Raw genomic sequence first — 14,924 nt, 5'->3', positions numbered from 1 at the left:
AGAAAGGAGGATTTGAAGAAGTGCCTTGTCCCCTGCTGTGAGGGGGCATGAGCCCAAGCGGCGGTGACCTGCTGTCAACTGGCAGGGTGACGTAGCCCGCAGGTAAAGGGGATTGAGGCGAAGTCGTTACGCCGAGATGGTTCCCGAGGCTGAAGTATTGGAAGGTTGAGGAACACGAACCGGTTCATCCGTGTCTGAGGGCTAAATCGTCGCCTCCGCCTACACGGCTTAACAGGCGGAATGCCGTTGATGGTGCTGGAAATGTATGTCGGCACGCATCCAAACAATAGCGCATACGTAAGGCGCTTATTGGGGACCATGGAGAGAACGCAGCCAGACCATGGCATCGGCATCGACTTGCAGAAAGCAAGGGAAAAGACTGCGACCGGCAGCCTCACCAATACGAAGACGTCCAGCATATGAACGAGGGAAGGCATGATGGAATGACAACGATGTTCTGCATCGCAAGGGAGTTGGCCCTGATGTCCATCATGTTGGCGGAGTTCTCGTAGTAGTCCGCGGCAGGGAAACCCTGTCACATGGCGAAGGGGAACAGTTCGAACTGGTGCAAAACCGATTGAGGCACTGATGCCGGTTTTGTCGCAAGCTCCTGGAAGAGCGCACAAACGGCTGTCGCAAAGTCCCCGAGAACGAATCCCCGCTTCGGAATTTTGTGGGCACCTATGCCGGTTTGATCGCGCTGCAGAGAGACGCGGCCCATGGCGAAATGGAAAGCCGTGGCCATGGTCTGCTGACATCAGCGGCCGCCAGGTCTCAACGGGTTCATATGCAGACAGCGTGACATCGCCCTATTTCACCTTTTTTACCGCCCCTTAAGTCCCTCGCCCGCATGCTTGTCGATGCCATTGAACTCATAGCCATCGGCCAAGGATTTTGGACAATATGTTTCCTGTCGCAGCGGAAACCGTGAGAGTCGCTGTAGGCCTAACGTTAAGGGGCTGGGAGGAGAGCGGTTTGATCGGACGAAATGTGTACGGGAGTACCGAGTCATGAAGCCACGAGGTAATCTGGTCCGACTTAAGCAATTTCAGGTGAATGAGAAGCGGCGACAGCTGCAGCAGCTAGACATGATGATTGCCGATTTCGAACGCATGGCGCGAGAACTGGACTTCCAGATCAACGCCGAGGAAACGAAGGCTGGCATCTCCGATATCAATCATTTCGCTTACCCGACGTTCGCCAAGGCCGCCCGCCTGCGTCGTGACAACCTCAAGAGTTCGCAATCGGACCTTCTGCGGCAGAGAACCGCAGCCGAGCCATCTCTCGCCGAGGCTGAAGCAGAGCTCTCCAAGGCGCAAATGCTAGAATCGCGCAGCGGCAGAGGCCACGACCTCGAACCCGGCAACCGAAGCGCCATGATCGGCTGAGCCGGACGGCTTTAGCGCGCCTCAATTCGCGACACCAGACTGACCGTTGGCGCACGAGGAGGAGTGCGGGCACTGTAAAATTATCAGCGGCTTGATGCAGCGATAGCTGGCGGGGACGGCTGTCGTGCCGCGGCGACACACGCGATTTGTTCCAGATTTGCATGGCGGCGTTACGCAGGTGTCGTTTTCCATTTAATTCTGTCGGGTTTACGACGATGCGGGAGATCGGACACAGATGGGGCGGCTCACCACGTTGTAATTGAAGGTTTTATTCCTTTGGCACGGTTGGTGCTGCGGATGATCCGCAAGCATGCACGCCACCGATACGATGAGAGGTGAGCGTCAACGGTCCACTCAGTCGTGACGGAGTGCCAGCCGCGCGGGCGGACGCCGACCATCCCGATAGTCATCGATCCGGTCTGCGTAGAACAGTAAGCAGGATGAGAGCGAGATCAGCATGAACTCGAATTTGAAATGTTTGGCCCAAGCAACTGCCATCGCCTTGCTCTGGAAGGTCAGCGCTACGTCGGCGCACGAAGGTATGTGGATGCCGGGCCAGATTGCGGACGTGGGCGCGGCCATGCGCGTGGATGGGCTCCAGATCGATCCCGCCCTGTTGCGCCGTCTGGACACTGGCCCGCTCAACGCGATCGTATCACTGGGCGGATGCTCCGCCTCCTTCGTCAGTCCACAAGGGCTGGTCGCAACCAATCATCACTGCGTGTTCGGATCTATCCAGTACAACAGCAAGGAGGGACAGGACTATCTCACAAACGGCTTTCTGGCGAAGAGCCTGGGTGAAGAATTGCCCGCGGCGCCTGGCAGCCGCATCTATGTGATCGAGGATATGCGGGATGTGACCGCCGACATGCTCAAGGGCGTTTCGGACAAGCTGAACGGCTTTGCCCGCTATGAGCGGCTCGACACGAACCGCAAGGCGCTCATCGCTGCATGTGAAGCACAGCCCAATCGCCGCTGCGACGTGGAGGGCTATTATGGCGGCGACTCCTACTATCTCGAGCAGAAGCTCGAAATTCAGGACGTGCGCCTCGCCTATGCGCCCGCGCTCGGCATCGGTAACTTCGGCGGCGAAACGGACAATTGGATGTGGCCGCGCCACACAGGCGACTTCGGCTTTTATCGCGCCTATGTCGCTCCTGATGGTTCCTCCCGGCCTTATGCGCGCGACAATGTGCCCTACCGGCCGAAGAGCTGGCTGCGCATCGCCCATGAAGGTGTTCAAGAAGGCGATTTCGTGATGGTCGCCGGCTTTCCGGGGACGACCAATCGGTTGCGCACCGCTGGCGAAGTCCAGTTCAACTTCGCGGACTACGAACCGCTGCTGCAGCGTTTGTTGTCGGACTATGCCGCCCAGATCAAGCGAGCCACGGCAGGCAATCGTGACGCGCAGATCCGCTACGCCGCCATCCTGCAAGGCGCGGAAAACTACGAGAAGAAACTAGCGGGCGATCTCGCCGGCGCCGATGCGATTGGGCTCGATGCTCGCAAGGCCAACGAGGAGAAAGCTTATCGCGACTGGGTCGCTGACGATCCCGCGCGGCAGGCGCGCTATGACACAGCAATCCGCGAACTGGACGCCATGGTGGCCGAGAATAGCCGGGCCTCACTCAAGGGGCTGCGGCAGGCGCTGCTGGACCGCGCGCAAATCCTCTCATCCGCGCGCACTCTCTATCGCTGGGCGAAGGAGCACGAGAAGCCCGATGAAGACCGTGAAAGCGGCTTTCAGGATCGTGACCTTAACGAGACCGTCGATCAACTGACGCAGATAGAACTCCGTTATCTGCCCGACATCGATCGCAAGCTCTTCGAGGCCGCGCTCGATGAATATCGTCGGCTGGACGCAAAGGATCGCGATACTGCGTTCGAGACCGCTCTGGACCAAATCGGCCTTGACCGACTCTATGCGGACACCAAACTCGCCGACACGGCCACGCGGCTCGGCTGGCTCGGTAAGCCGGCTACTGCCTTCGAGGCGTCGGATGATCCTTTCATCAAGCTGGCGGTCGCGCTCTATCCCGGCGACATAGCTGCGGAGGTCGCGAAGAAGGACCGCGCCGGCCGTACGCAGGCGCCCCGCGCGACCTATATGCAGGGTCTGCGTGTCTATCGGCAGGCAATCGGCCAGCCAGTGTATCCCGACGCGAATGGATCGCTGCGCATCACTTGGGGCAAGGTGGCAGGGCGAACGCGCGATGGGCAGATCTGGACGCCCTTCACCACGGCCGAGGGACTTCTGGCCAAGCACACTGGCAGGGGCGAGTTCGATGCGCCGGATGCCGTGGTTGCCGCGATTCGGGCCAAGGACTATGGCCCATATGTCGCGCCGGCGCTGGGCACGTTGCCGGTCGACTTCATGTCCACGGTTGACATCACCAACGGCAACAGTGGCTCGGCGACGCTGAACGGGCGTGGCGAGTTCGTGGGTCTCGTGTTCGACGGCACGCTCGAGGGCGTGATCTCGGACTGGGCCCCCGACGCGGACCGCAATCGCAGCATCCATGTCGACAGTCGCTTCATGATCTGGACCATGGACAAGATCGACGGCGCGGGCCGGTTGCTCAAGGAAATGGGAGTGCGGCCGGCGCCGCGCTCCTGAGCGGATAGAAAACGTTGGTAAATGACAGGGTTTTGCTGCAATGGATCCGGACTTAAGCGGATGGCGCTCTTTGAAGCGGCAGACTATGCCGTGGCTGAGCGTTGGTGCATGGATCCTTTGTCAACGGTTTGGCGATAGGCAGGCAGGATCGAAATCAGCTTGATGCGAGAGCCATGCCGTACAAACACAACGCAGATCGTCGTCATCACGTCGGAAAGATGACATTCAGGGTGACGAATTGGCGTGACTACGAAGCAGGTCTGCGCCGGCGTGGTAGCCTGACCTTATGGGTAACGCCGGAGGCACTGGCGGGATGGCGCGCTCCGCGACGCAAGACCCGCGGCGGCCAAGCCCGGTATTCCGATCTCGCCATTGAGACAGCGCTGACGCTGGGTTGCGTCTTCGCAATGCGGCTGCGCCAGACCGAGGGATTGCTCCACTCGCTGCTGGATCTCATGGGGCTGAAAGTCCCAGTTCCAGATCATACGACGCTGAGCCGTCGGGCACAGAAGTGGGAGCCATCAGCCCGACGAAACCCGCCGCTGCCGGACGGCCCGCTGCATGTGCTTGTCGATAGCACGGGATTGAAAGTCTACGGCGCCGGGCAATGGCTGGAGCAGAAACATGGCGCCAGATCACGTCGCAACTGGCGCAAGCTGCATCTGGCAGTGGATGCCAAAAGTGGCGCGATCATTGCCCAAAGGCTGACAGATCAGGACACGGATGATCCTTCCCAGGTGGCACCGCTGCTCGATCAGATCGACGGCGAGATCGACCAGTTCACAGCCGACGGAGCCTATGACGGCAAGCCAACCTATCGGTCTATCCTGCAGCACAGCGCAACCGCGAACATCGTCATTCCACCGCGTTCCACGGCGGTGGAAAGCGGTGATGCCGGACCGCCTGGTCAAAGGGACAAGCACATTGCCGCAATCGCAAGCGACGGTCGGCTGAAATGGCAGGCAGCCTCCGGCTACGGCAAGCGGGCGCTGAGCGAAACAGCCATCGGACGATACAAGGGGCTGATCGGACGGCGCCTGCGAGCACGCTCTCTTCCGGCTCAACAGACCGAGGTTGCCATCGGGTGCATCGTTCTCAACCGCATGCTGGCATGGGCACGCCCGGAGTCTATCCGGCGTCAAGTCACGCAGGCATAACCAACTACATTAATGATCGAAATGCGTTCGATTTCATATCCGCGCACCAACGCCGTGGTCAGCGCTATCATCTTGTGGAACACGGTCTACCTCTCGCAAGTCGTTGAAAGCCTGCGGGCAGAAGGGCACGATCTGCCGGATGAAATCATCCGCCACATCTCCCCGCAGATATGGGAGCACATCAACCTTACCGGCATCTATGATTGGAATGGGGAAGGCCGCCCCGAGGGCACATTCCGTCCGCTCCGTCATGCCACCAAAGAGAAAATCGTGGAGGCGGCGTGAGCAGAACGCCCAAAATTCAAGCCGGACCAAGGCCAGCCTTTTCGCAGGGGGTGCACACGAGCGAATATGGCCATGGCATTCAACGGGGAGAAGAAACCGGGGCAAATGAGCCCACCGATCCAGCGCAAACGGGTCTTGTCTCGGCGCTCTCTCCGCATGGCGCGTTGCGTTTGGAAGAAGCAGACGAGGGATTCGTTCTCGACGCTACTGTCGCGGCGCACATCAAGGATGCCTTTCATCACGGGGCGGGCTTCGGGCTTCTCACGTTGGGCCTTGTCACCGATACGCCTTTGTCACCTGACTTCGCGTTCTGGCAAAACTTTGCCTGCCGCTTCATCGCGGCGCGCTGCCATGCGGAAACTGGTGGAGTGGTTTGCCCTGGCACCGACGACCTCAACGGCCTTGTCGATGAAGCGCCACCGATGCGTGGTGGCGAATATCTTGATGCCACAGTGCTTGCTGACCTATGGGCATCGCTCAGGGCTGCCCTTGAAGCCGATCTGGCAGCCAGCGGGCTTGACCTCTCGGCCTATCTCGAGCGTCACGACAGTCGCTGGCGGCATGTTGGACGCGTGCATTTCAATCTCGCCGAAAACCGCAAGGATGCCGAGCGGCCGTTTGCGTTTCTCGCAACGTATGTGCCGGGCCTCGGTGCGCAAAACGCATTGCGCCACGCACCCCTTGGCGGCGCGCTGCGCGAATTTGCCGGAACTGGCGCCAAAGGCCAACTGCTGAAGCTGCTGGAACCGGTCAGTCGGGCAAGCGAACGCTGCGGGTGGCTCAAGGCCATCGTCGATTCGGGCGAGATCTTCCATCCCCTGCGCTGGACGCCTGGCGAGGCGATGCAGATGCTGTCGGATTTGACCGCGCTGGAGCAAGCGGGGATCATCGTGCGGATGCCGGCATCGTGGCCGAACCAGCGCCCTGCCCGCCCGATGGTCGAGGCAGTTGTCGGCGCCAGCGAGCCTTCAAGAGTGGGGACCGAGCAACTGATGGATTTCTCGATCGAGGTCGTGCTCGATGGCGAGGCGTTGAGCGCTGCGGAAATCGAACAGCTTCTGTCAGCAGCGGACGGACTGGCGCTGTTGCGCGGCAAATGGATCGAACTCGATCGCGACCGGTTGGCGGCCGCCCTGGATCGCTACGGGGAAATCGAACGGCTCGCCAACGAGGAAGGCATATCGTTCGGACAGGCGATGCGACTGCTTGCCGGCGCCGGGATTGGCGACGAACGCGACGATGCTGCCGCGTTCGCTGCGCAATGGGGGCAGGTGCGGGCAGGGCCGTGGTTCGCAGAGGCGCTTGCCGCTTGCCGAAACCCGGAAACGCTGGACAACGCCTTGCCGGGCGATGCGTTGCGGGCGAACCTGCGTCCATACCAGCAAGTGGGCGTGCAGTGGCTGTCGTTTCTCACGCGCCTCGGGCTCGGCGCCTGTCTTGCCGATGATATGGGCTTGGGGAAGACAGTGCAGGTGCTGGCGCTCGCGCTGGCGATGCGCGCAAACGCGCCTGGCTTGCCCCCGATCCTGATCGTGGCCCCGGCCTCGCTGCTGGCCAACTGGGCCGCAGAAGCCGATCGCTTTGCACCCTCGTTGCGGGTGTTCATCGCGCATCCCGCATTCGTGTCGCGCGATGAACTGTCGGCACCGGACACGTTTCTCAGCCAATCTGATCTGGTGGTTACCTCCTATGCCTCGTTGTTGCGACAGGGCTGGCTGGCGCAGACGCATTGGCATCTGGTGGTTATCGACGAGGCGCAGGCGATCAAGAACGTCGCAACCAAGCAGACGCGCGCCGTCAAGGCCCTGCGCGCGGAGGGACGAATTGCGCTCACCGGCACACCGGTTGAAAACACTCTGGGCGATCTGTGGTCGATTTTTGACTTTCTCAACCCTGGCTTGCTGGGGACCGCGCGTGCCTTTCGCGGCTTTGCCAAGCAACTCGCGGCGCAGCAGCCACCGAACTACGCCCCCCTACGCAGGCTCGTCGCGCCCTATATCTTGCGGCGGATGAAAACCGACCGCCGCGTCATCGCTGATCTCCCCGATAAGACCGAGGTGAAAGCCTGGTGCTCGCTCAGCCGGAAACAGGCGGCGCTCTATCAGAACACGGTCGACAATTTCGAGCGCCTGCTTGAGGAATCCGGCGACGATATGAGCAGGCGCGGTCTGGTTCTTTCGACGCTGATGCGGCTCAAGCAAATCTGCAACCATACTGCCCATGGAGGGGGCTCAGATTGGGCACATGGCGACAGCGGTAAATTCGAGCGGCTTGCTGACATCGCGACGACCGTTGCGAGCCGTCAGGAAAAGATGCTGGTGTTCACCCAGTTTACCGAGATTATCGAGCCGTTGTCCATGCTGTTGACCGGGGTGTTTGGCCGACCGGGCCTGGCGCTCAGTGGTGCGACGGCGGTGGCCAAGCGCAAGGATCTGGTGGCCCGGTTTCAGGAGGACGAGCATATTCCGTTTTTCGTCCTGTCGCTCAAGGCTGGCGGATCGGGTTTGACGCTGACAGCGGCCTCGCATGTTGTACACTTTGATCGTTGGTGGAATCCTGCGGTCGAGAATCAGGCAACTGATCGCGCTTTTCGGATTGGGCAGAAGCGCAACGTACTGGTGCATAAGTTCGTCTGCCGTGGCACCATAGAAGAGCGGATCGATGAGATGATCGAAGCGAAGCAGCATATGGCCACGCAGTTGCTGGGCGGTGGTGGTGAGGTCAACCTCACCAAAATGGGGAACCGTGAACTGCTTAATCTTGTTCGGCTTGATCTCTCCAGCGCGATGATGGAGCCAGTATGAGCTATTGGGGTTACAAGCCTTACGTTTCGGTCGCACAACGGCGTGCCGATGCGGCAAAGCAGGTCAAGCTCCTGTTGAAAAAAGGGCAGACGGTTTCGCCCGTTGTCATCGAGGGTCGGCGCATTGCGGCAAGTTTCTGGGGCAAAGCTTGGTGCGACAACCTTGAGCGCTATTCCGATTTTTCCAATCGTTTGCCCCGCGGGCGCACCTATGTCAGGAACGGTTCGGTCGTGGATCTTTCCATCGCCGAGGGCAGCGTTGAGGCTCTGGTCAGCGGTTCGCAGATTTACAAGGTGCGCATTGACATTGCCCCGGCCACCCCGCCGCGCTGGAGTGCGATTTGCGCCGATTGCACCGGCTCGATTGGCTCGATCGTCGAACTGTTGCAAGGCAAATTGGCGAAAAAGGTGATGGAACGCGTTTGCCGGGAGGGCGATGGCCTGTTCCCTGGCCCCCAGGAAATCAAATTGGCTTGCACTTGCCCAGATTGGGCCGAGATGTGCAAGCATGTCGCGGCCGTGGCTTATGGCATCGGGGCAAGGTTCGATGCCAATCCGGATGCACTTTTCACACTGCGAGGCGTCGATCGCAATGAACTCATCGCCATCGGCGTCGATCCGTCAATGACCGAGGCAACAACAAACGAGCGTGTCCTCGCCGACGACGATATGGCCGCCCTGTTCGGTATTGAACTGGATGTACCAGGCCCTTCGACAGCCATCGCACAGGGTCGGAGCGCGATGCCAAAGGCCAACACTGAGCAGCGGCGAGCCAGGAAATCTGACACGACGCAAAAGGTTCGAGACACAGGGGCCGAAATCAAGTCGCCACGACTCGCAGCCAAGCCGGACAAGCATAAGCGTGACCCTCTGCCGACCACGCCGCATGAGGGGGTCGGATCGAAGCAGCCTCTTGGCATTCCCCAGATCGTCAAACCACCTGTGATAGATCGGGGTGAGGCAGAGCAAGCCACCGGCGATACCCATAAGTTGACACCTCGCGCCAAACTGCGCGAAGCGGCAGCACACACCGGCGGGCGACCAGTTCGGCTCTCAGTGCGCAAAAAACTCGCAGAGGCATCTCGAGACGAAAGGCGCGGGAGGCCTCGGTAATGCCTGCGACAAGCCTTGTTCGCTATACGTTCTCAAATGTCGTACAGCCACGCACAGTTCTTGTCGTCACCCCGTACCTGGCCTCACATGGGCTTCTTGGGGTCAAGGGTTAAATTTAGCAACGCATGAGCAGAACTCCAGGACTGTTTCGGCATCCAAGGTTTGAGCCCGATTGCATGACCGGCCGTCTCCGGCGCAGACCTGCTTCGTAGTCACGCCAATTCGTCACCCTGAATGTCATCTTTCCGACGTGATGACGACGATCTGCGTTGTGTTTGTACGGCATGGCTCTCGCATCAAGCTGATTTCGATCCTGCCTGCCTATCGCCAAACCGTTGACAAAGGATCCATGCACCAACGCTCGTGAGCAATGATCTCGGTCGGAAAGCGATGGTTCTTGTAGCGGGCGGCAGCCTCAGACATGCCCGGTGCCTATCGTCAATCCGTCAACGCTGAAACAACGTGACAGCGCCCGTTCCACATATGCGGGTTGATCGGAAAGGTCGGGCGGAGGACCAGGAAAGCCATCCATGAAGAGCGGGGTACATCCGGTCCCGTCCAGCGCCTCAGGTTGAAAGGACGGCTTCCGTGCCGTGCCGAAGCGATCTCGGCGCGGCCGCCAGTTCAATCGTTATGGCTGCGAGAAGCCTCTCCGCGTCGCGTCTCATCGTCGACGATCGCCTGGACCACTGCGATATCCATATGCGAACGAGGCGAGATCCTCGCTATTTCGGCCGCCACCTTGGCCCAATGGACGAATTCGCCGGCTTGCCCTGAAGCCCGTGCCCGAGCGGCCAAACGCTGTGCCTCGTAATAAGCGCCGGGCTCGTCACGATGCACCAGACGGCGCGCGTCTGACTGCCATCTCAGGCGGATTTTCCTTCGGTCCTTCGGGTGGATGACGAAGAAGCCCATCATGCCCATGGCCATCTGGACCATCTCGTCAGAATGCGGGTGGTACATGAACGTCCCGCTCTTAACCAGGTCGAACTCGTAGACGGAGGTCTTCCCAGGCGGGATTTGGGGCTGCGTCAGCCCACCCACGCCGTCCATACCCGACGGCAGGATCATGCCGTGCCAGTGGATAGTGGTGTGCTCCGGCAGCTTGTTGGTGACGAAGATCCGGACGCGGTCGCCTTCCAGGGCCTCGATTGTCGGACCGGGGGACTGCCCGTTGTAGCCCCATAAGTAGCCGGTCATGCCCGGCGCCATCTCGCGCTCGACGGGTTCGGCGACGAGGTGGAATTCCTTCACGCCGTTGTTTATGCGATGTGGCAGGGTCCAGCCGTTGAGCGTCACCACCGGCTGGTAGTCGGGGCCGCCTTTTGGAAAGAGCGGCGGCTGCATGTCGGGGGATTCCATGATCGGCGCGTCAGGCAACCCCTGCGCCGATGTCTTGGTCCACGCGGCCGACCCGACCAAAAGGGCGCTAGCGCCAAGCATCTGTCGTCTTGAGAGCATCGTCGTCATTCCTTCTGATTAATCGAGCGCGACGAAGGCATTGTCCTTGAGGTCGAACCGGCGCGTGACGTTGTCGAAGACCATCTTGGGCGGCATCACACCCGCTCCTGCCAGACGGTCAGCCGGCGCTCGATCACCTGCAGGATGCGGTCCATGGCAAGGCCGAGGATGCCGATAGTGATCAGGCTGACGAAGATGGCCGGCAGGTCGTAGTAGAGCTGTGCCTGCTGCATGCGGAAACCGAGGCCGGTCTGCGCGGCGATCAGCTCGGCCGCGACCAGCGTCGCCCAGGCCGATCCGAGCCCGATGCGCATGCCGACCAGGATGAACGGCGTCGAGGCGGGAATGATGACGAGCAGGAAGATCGTCATGTCCCGGGCGCTGATCGCCAGCGGAATGATGGCTAGCGGCGGGATCATGCGGAAGACTGCAGGTAGGGCTCGATGAGCGGACGCGCGACCTTGTACCAGCCCATGACGAAGCCGACCGGGATCGCCAGGATCACGCCGAGCAGGAAGCCAGTCAGTACCCGCGCCAGGCTGGATAGGATGTCGGTGGCGAGCTGCCCGCTGGCGATGACATCAGCAAACCTTGCCGCGACCTGTGGCGGCGGCGGCAGGCCCACTGCGCCTCCCGCCGTCAGCGCACACCAGATGGCGATGCCGGCGACGAGCCCGCAAAGATTGAGCGCAAGGCCGGCATAGTCGGTGCCGTGGCCCTCCTGCGGCCCGCCACTGGCGCGCGTCGCTTTCGCCGCCTCGCTCATCGCGACATCCCCGAATAGAAGAACTGGTCGAGCGCCGCTGCGGAAGCACCGATGGCGCCGGCGCCGGGGCCAAGGCTAGACCGCTCGATCCGAAGCACATCGCGCATCGGCGGCAGGACGCCGGCCCGGATGTGGTCGATGAAGCTTTCCGGGGCCTCGGCCAGGTGGCCGCCAAAGACGATCAGGTCCGGATTGAGCAGGTTGGTTGCGGTGGCAATTGCCGTCGTTAGGTGCCGGAGGGCTGCATCCCACACCTGCGGGTGCTTTTCCACCGCGGCAAGCCGGGACGGTCAGGCCGCCTTTACGTCGGTCAGCGCCTTCTCCAAGGCGTCCTTGATCGGTTTGGTGACGTCGGCCACCCCCTTGGTGCTGAGTGCCTGGAATTCCTTGGCCTGCTCCACACACATTTCGACCCGCTTGCGCAAGAAGTTCGACTGCAGCGCGATAACTTGCGACGGCAACTTCGCGCCAACCAACGCCTGTAGATGAGAGAGGTCTGCCTCGGCGTTGGCCCGCAATGCACCCATCGTCTTCAACGACAGCTCGTTACTGACCGCTTTTGTGTTTTCGAAGATGGACTTGAGCATTTTCTGGGCGTCTTCAGCACCCGACGCGAATTTGACGAGAGCTCCTGTCGACAGCTCGCCCACCTTTTCGGCGACTACACGCAGCTGATCGGCGGCTTTGGCAGGGTCTAATGCCGGGAAGTGGACTGTTTCGATGTCTTGATCTTCGGTCTTGGCCATTTCGTTATCCTTCTGGTCGACGATCTCTCTGATGTGCGTATGCTCATTTTGCATTGCACGCCCCGCCTGACGAAGCAGGTCGCATCGCATTCCAGGCGGAACGTCGCCGTCATGGGAACGGTGCGGTCACTGCGGTCCCCGTGTCAGCGGGCCGTGCTGACACGCGGGGTATTCGGTCGCTTGAACGATCAGGCGACCTTGAGATCCCTGAGCGTATTCTCGAAGGCGTCCTTTACTGGTTTGGAAACGTCGGTGACCGCCTTGGTGGTGAGCGCCTGGATGTCCTTGGCTTGCGCGACACTCATTTCGACGCGCTTGCGTAGGAAGGTCGTCTGCAGCTCGATTACCTCGGACAGCGACTTCGCGCCGACCAGAGTTTCAAGATGTGAAAAGTCGGCTTCGGCATTGGCGCGCAGCGCGGCAAGCATCTTCAGTGACAGTTCATTGCCGGCCGATTTGGCAGTTTCGAAGGTCGACTGAAGCGCCTTCTGGGTATCTTCAGCGCTCGACTGGAATTTGGCAAGCACTTCCTTTGACTGCTCGACCCCCTTTTCGGCGACAACGCGGAACTGATCGGTGGCCTTGCCAGGGTCGAAGGCCCGGAATTCGACGGTTTCGCTCGGCTTGTCTGCGGTCTTGGACATTTTCTGATCCCTCTGGTTGGCGATGGTTTGTTGCCTGCGATGCATGCGGGTCGATTAAGCTGCCTTCTGTGGATTTCCAGTGCTCGTCATCGGCCGGACATGGAGTTGTTCGGACCTGTTCGACCCATCTCTGCAATAGAGCGGAATTCGGTCGCCGGCTTGCCGGTTTGACCGAATGGCTATCCGGTCGTCGCGGTCATTATTGTTTTAGGCTTGGTCATGCCCTTGCATTCCCTCAATGGTGACGGCTCCGATGCGACCCCACGGCCATGATTTTAACAAGCGCCAATGTTCAATCTACTGGGGAATCTACTGGGGGTCTGGCAATGCTCGCATCCTAGTCCCTATGATTGCTGGCCTGAGGGCGGCCCGTCATCCGATATGCAACGGTACGAGGGTTAAGCCGGCTGGCCGGCGCAGAGCCTCATGCATGGGAGACGGGCCATATGGACCATATCAGATTTGTCGGTTTGATATTCACAAGGAACGGATCTCGGTGGCGGAGAGCAGACGCTCCGGCGCGGTGGACTATCTCGGCGAGATTGCCAATGATGCTGATACCATCAGCAAGCTGTGCGACCGTCTCGGACGGTCCGGCAAGCCGCTGGCGTTTGCTATGAGGCCGGCCCGTGCGGCTATGGCGTTCATCGCCAACTCACGCGCCTCGGCCATCGGTGCGACGTGGTGGCGCCGTCGTTGATTCCGCCGGGCGCTGTCACGTTGTTTCAGCGTTAACGGATTGACGATAGGCACCGGGCATGTCTGAAGCGAGCTGCCGCCCGCTACAACAACCATCGCTTTCCGACCGAGATCATTGCGCACGCCGTTTGGCTCTATTACCGATTTCCCTTGAGCCTGGGCCATGTCGAGGAGATGCTGCTGGAGCGTGGGATCGTGGTTTCGTATGAGACGATCCGCCGCTGGGGCCGCAGATATGGACCCGACTATGCCCGTCGCATCCGCCGGAAGCCGCCGTCGAAGGATGACATTTGGCCTCTTGATGAGGTCGCGGTAAGCATCAATGGCAGGCGACGCTGGTTGTGGCGCGCTGTCGACCAGGACGGCTACGTGCTCGATGAGATCGTCCAGACCCGCCGCAACACCAAGGCTGCCCGGCGCTTGCTGACCCGGTTGTTGAAGAAGCAGGGGAGCACTCCGAAGCGGATGGTCACGGACAGGCTGCGCTCCTACGGCGCGGCGAAACGCCAAGTCATGGCGAATGTCGAGCATCGTTCGCACAAAGGCCTTAACAACCGGGCGGAGAATTCTCATGTGCCGTTTCGCAAACGGGAGCGGATGCGGCAGGGCTTCCGGTCGATTGGCTCATTGCAGCACTTTGTGTCGGTCTTCTCCGCCCTCCGCAATCTCTTCGTTCCAGCCCGCACAAACTGCTCTGCCTCCCAAATCCGCAATCATCGCCTTCAAGCCATCGCCGAATGGAAAGCCGCTGCCGGCATCACTGCCTGAACGGCATCTCACCGCGTTACACTCGCCGCCCTTTAGACAACGTGACAGCCCCTGCCAGTGTCCAGACGGCGCAGCTGGGCGGGATCGAGCTGGAGCCCATCCGCGCGCATGGCCGCGCCCACTTCCGTAATCTGGCCCGGCATCCACATACCTTCGTGCGCCGACGTAGCGCTGACCTTCCAGAGCAAGGCGATGGCAGTTGCTTGGGCCAAACATTTCAAATTCGAGTTCATGCTGATCTCGCTTTCATCCTGCTTCCTGTTCTACGCAGACTGGCTCGATGACTACCGGGATGGCCGGCGTGCGCCAGCGCCCGCGCGGCTGCCCACCCCGTGAAGACTGAGGGACCGTTAACGCAAAGAATCCGGATGACGCTCACCTCTCATCTCATTGTATCGGTTGCGTGCAACGTTTGCGGATCATCTGCTGCACTAATCATGCCAAAGGAATAAAACCTTCAATTCCAACGTGGCGAGC

General features: G+C 60.5%; 12 protein-coding genes and 4 pseudogenes. 9 read left to right on the top strand and 7 right to left on the bottom strand.

Going from position 1 to position 14,924, the window contains the following annotated elements; all coding sequences use genetic code 11:
* Positions 1-535 precede the first annotated feature (535 nt).
* The gene (locus HB777_36505; protein ID QND69249.1) at positions 536-745 is read right to left on the bottom strand and encodes a hypothetical protein; all 210 of its coding nucleotides are present in this window, start codon (positions 743-745) and stop codon (positions 536-538) included.
* Between the two features lie 265 nt (positions 746-1,010).
* Here HB777_36505 and HB777_36500 point away from each other — a divergent pair, with 265 nt between their 5' ends.
* The 6 genes and pseudogenes from HB777_36500 (at position 1,011) to HB777_36475 (ending at position 9,120) form a co-directional block, all read left to right on the top strand.
* Positions 1,011-1,388, top strand: a complete 378-nt coding sequence (locus tag HB777_36500) for a flagellar export protein FliJ (protein ID QND69248.1) — start codon at positions 1,011-1,013, stop codon at positions 1,386-1,388.
* Between the two features lie 457 nt (positions 1,389-1,845).
* Positions 1,846-4,005: a S46 family peptidase gene (locus tag HB777_36495; protein ID QND69247.1), complete on the top strand. Its 2,160-nt coding sequence runs from the start codon at positions 1,846-1,848 to the stop codon at positions 4,003-4,005.
* 173 nt (positions 4,006-4,178) lie between these two features.
* On the top strand, positions 4,179-5,162 hold the full coding sequence (locus HB777_36490; protein QND69246.1) for an IS5 family transposase: 984 nt from the start codon (positions 4,179-4,181) through the stop codon (positions 5,160-5,162).
* 12 nt (positions 5,163-5,174) lie between these two features.
* On the top strand, positions 5,175-5,447 hold the full coding sequence (locus HB777_36485; protein QND69245.1) for a transposase: 273 nt from the start codon (positions 5,175-5,177) through the stop codon (positions 5,445-5,447).
* Between the two features lie 77 nt (positions 5,448-5,524).
* Positions 5,525-8,251 (top strand): DEAD/DEAH box helicase, encoded by a 2,727-nt coding sequence (locus HB777_36480; protein ID QND69318.1) that lies wholly within the window; start codon positions 5,525-5,527, stop codon positions 8,249-8,251.
* Positions 8,248-9,120: pseudogene (locus HB777_36475) on the top strand (hypothetical protein). The gene HB777_36480 and the pseudogene HB777_36475 overlap by 4 nt, the downstream one beginning before the upstream one ends.
* Before the next feature lie 430 nt (positions 9,121-9,550).
* Here the strand turns inward: HB777_36475 and HB777_36470 are convergent.
* The 6 genes and pseudogenes from HB777_36470 to HB777_36445 form a co-directional block, all read right to left on the bottom strand.
* Positions 9,551-9,649, bottom strand: a pseudogene (locus tag HB777_36470) (IS5/IS1182 family transposase).
* A 338-nt stretch (positions 9,650-9,987) separates the two neighbouring features.
* On the bottom strand, positions 9,988-10,824 hold the full coding sequence (locus HB777_36465) for a multicopper oxidase domain-containing protein (protein ID QND69317.1): 837 nt from the start codon (positions 10,822-10,824) through the stop codon (positions 9,988-9,990).
* Positions 10,825-10,919: 95 nt separating this feature from the next.
* Positions 10,920-11,590: pseudogene (locus tag HB777_36460) on the bottom strand (ABC transporter permease).
* A pseudogene (locus HB777_36455) lies at positions 11,587-11,871 on the bottom strand (ROK family protein). The pseudogenes HB777_36460 and HB777_36455 overlap by 4 nt, the downstream one beginning before the upstream one ends.
* 9 nt (positions 11,872-11,880) lie before the next feature.
* A complete protein-coding gene (locus tag HB777_36450) occupies positions 11,881-12,336 on the bottom strand; it encodes a phasin (GenBank protein ID QND69244.1) in 456 nt (151 codons plus the stop codon).
* A 188-nt stretch (positions 12,337-12,524) separates the two neighbouring features.
* Positions 12,525-12,980, bottom strand: a complete 456-nt coding sequence (locus HB777_36445) for a phasin (GenBank protein ID QND69243.1) — start codon at positions 12,978-12,980, stop codon at positions 12,525-12,527.
* Positions 12,981-13,476: 496 nt separating this feature from the next.
* Here HB777_36445 and HB777_36440 point away from each other — a divergent pair, with 496 nt between their 5' ends.
* The 3 genes from HB777_36440 (at position 13,477) to HB777_36430 (ending at position 14,783) form a co-directional block, all read left to right on the top strand.
* Positions 13,477-13,680, top strand: coding sequence for a hypothetical protein (locus HB777_36440; GenBank protein ID QND69014.1), 204 nt, complete (start codon positions 13,477-13,479; stop codon positions 13,678-13,680).
* A 62-nt stretch (positions 13,681-13,742) separates the two neighbouring features.
* Positions 13,743-14,447, top strand: coding sequence for an IS6 family transposase (locus HB777_36435; GenBank protein QND69316.1), 705 nt, complete (start codon positions 13,743-13,745; stop codon positions 14,445-14,447).
* Positions 14,448-14,555: 108 nt separating this feature from the next.
* Positions 14,556-14,783, top strand: a complete 228-nt coding sequence (locus HB777_36430; GenBank protein QND69242.1) for a hypothetical protein — start codon at positions 14,556-14,558, stop codon at positions 14,781-14,783.
* Positions 14,784-14,924 lie beyond the last annotated feature (141 nt).

Origin of the sequence: Mesorhizobium loti, assembly GCA_014189435.1 — a bacterium.
In the GTDB taxonomy this organism is placed as follows: Bacteria; Pseudomonadota; Alphaproteobacteria; order Rhizobiales; family Rhizobiaceae; genus Mesorhizobium; species Mesorhizobium loti_G.
Note: the sequence above shows the minus strand (reverse complement) of the source record. Positions and strands in the feature narration are given on the sequence as shown.

Coding starts and splice junctions, on each gene's coding strand:
- HB777_36495 (QND69247.1), top strand. CDS start 1,846: ATGAACTCGAATTTGAAATGTTTGGCCCAAGCAACTGCCATCGCCTTG.
- HB777_36505 (QND69249.1), bottom strand. CDS start 745: ATGGCCACGGCTTTCCATTTCGCCATGGGCCGCGTCTCTCTGCAGCGC.
- HB777_36450 (QND69244.1), bottom strand. CDS start 12,336: ATGGCCAAGACCGAAGATCAAGACATCGAAACAGTCCACTTCCCGGCA.
- HB777_36490 (QND69246.1), top strand. CDS start 4,179: ATGCCGTACAAACACAACGCAGATCGTCGTCATCACGTCGGAAAGATG.
- HB777_36465 (QND69317.1), bottom strand. CDS start 10,824: ATGCTCTCAAGACGACAGATGCTTGGCGCTAGCGCCCTTTTGGTCGGG.
- HB777_36485 (QND69245.1), top strand. CDS start 5,175: ATGATCGAAATGCGTTCGATTTCATATCCGCGCACCAACGCCGTGGTC.
- HB777_36430 (QND69242.1), top strand. CDS start 14,556: ATGGCCGCGCCCACTTCCGTAATCTGGCCCGGCATCCACATACCTTCG.
- HB777_36500 (QND69248.1), top strand. CDS start 1,011: ATGAAGCCACGAGGTAATCTGGTCCGACTTAAGCAATTTCAGGTGAAT.
- HB777_36445 (QND69243.1), bottom strand. CDS start 12,980: ATGTCCAAGACCGCAGACAAGCCGAGCGAAACCGTCGAATTCCGGGCC.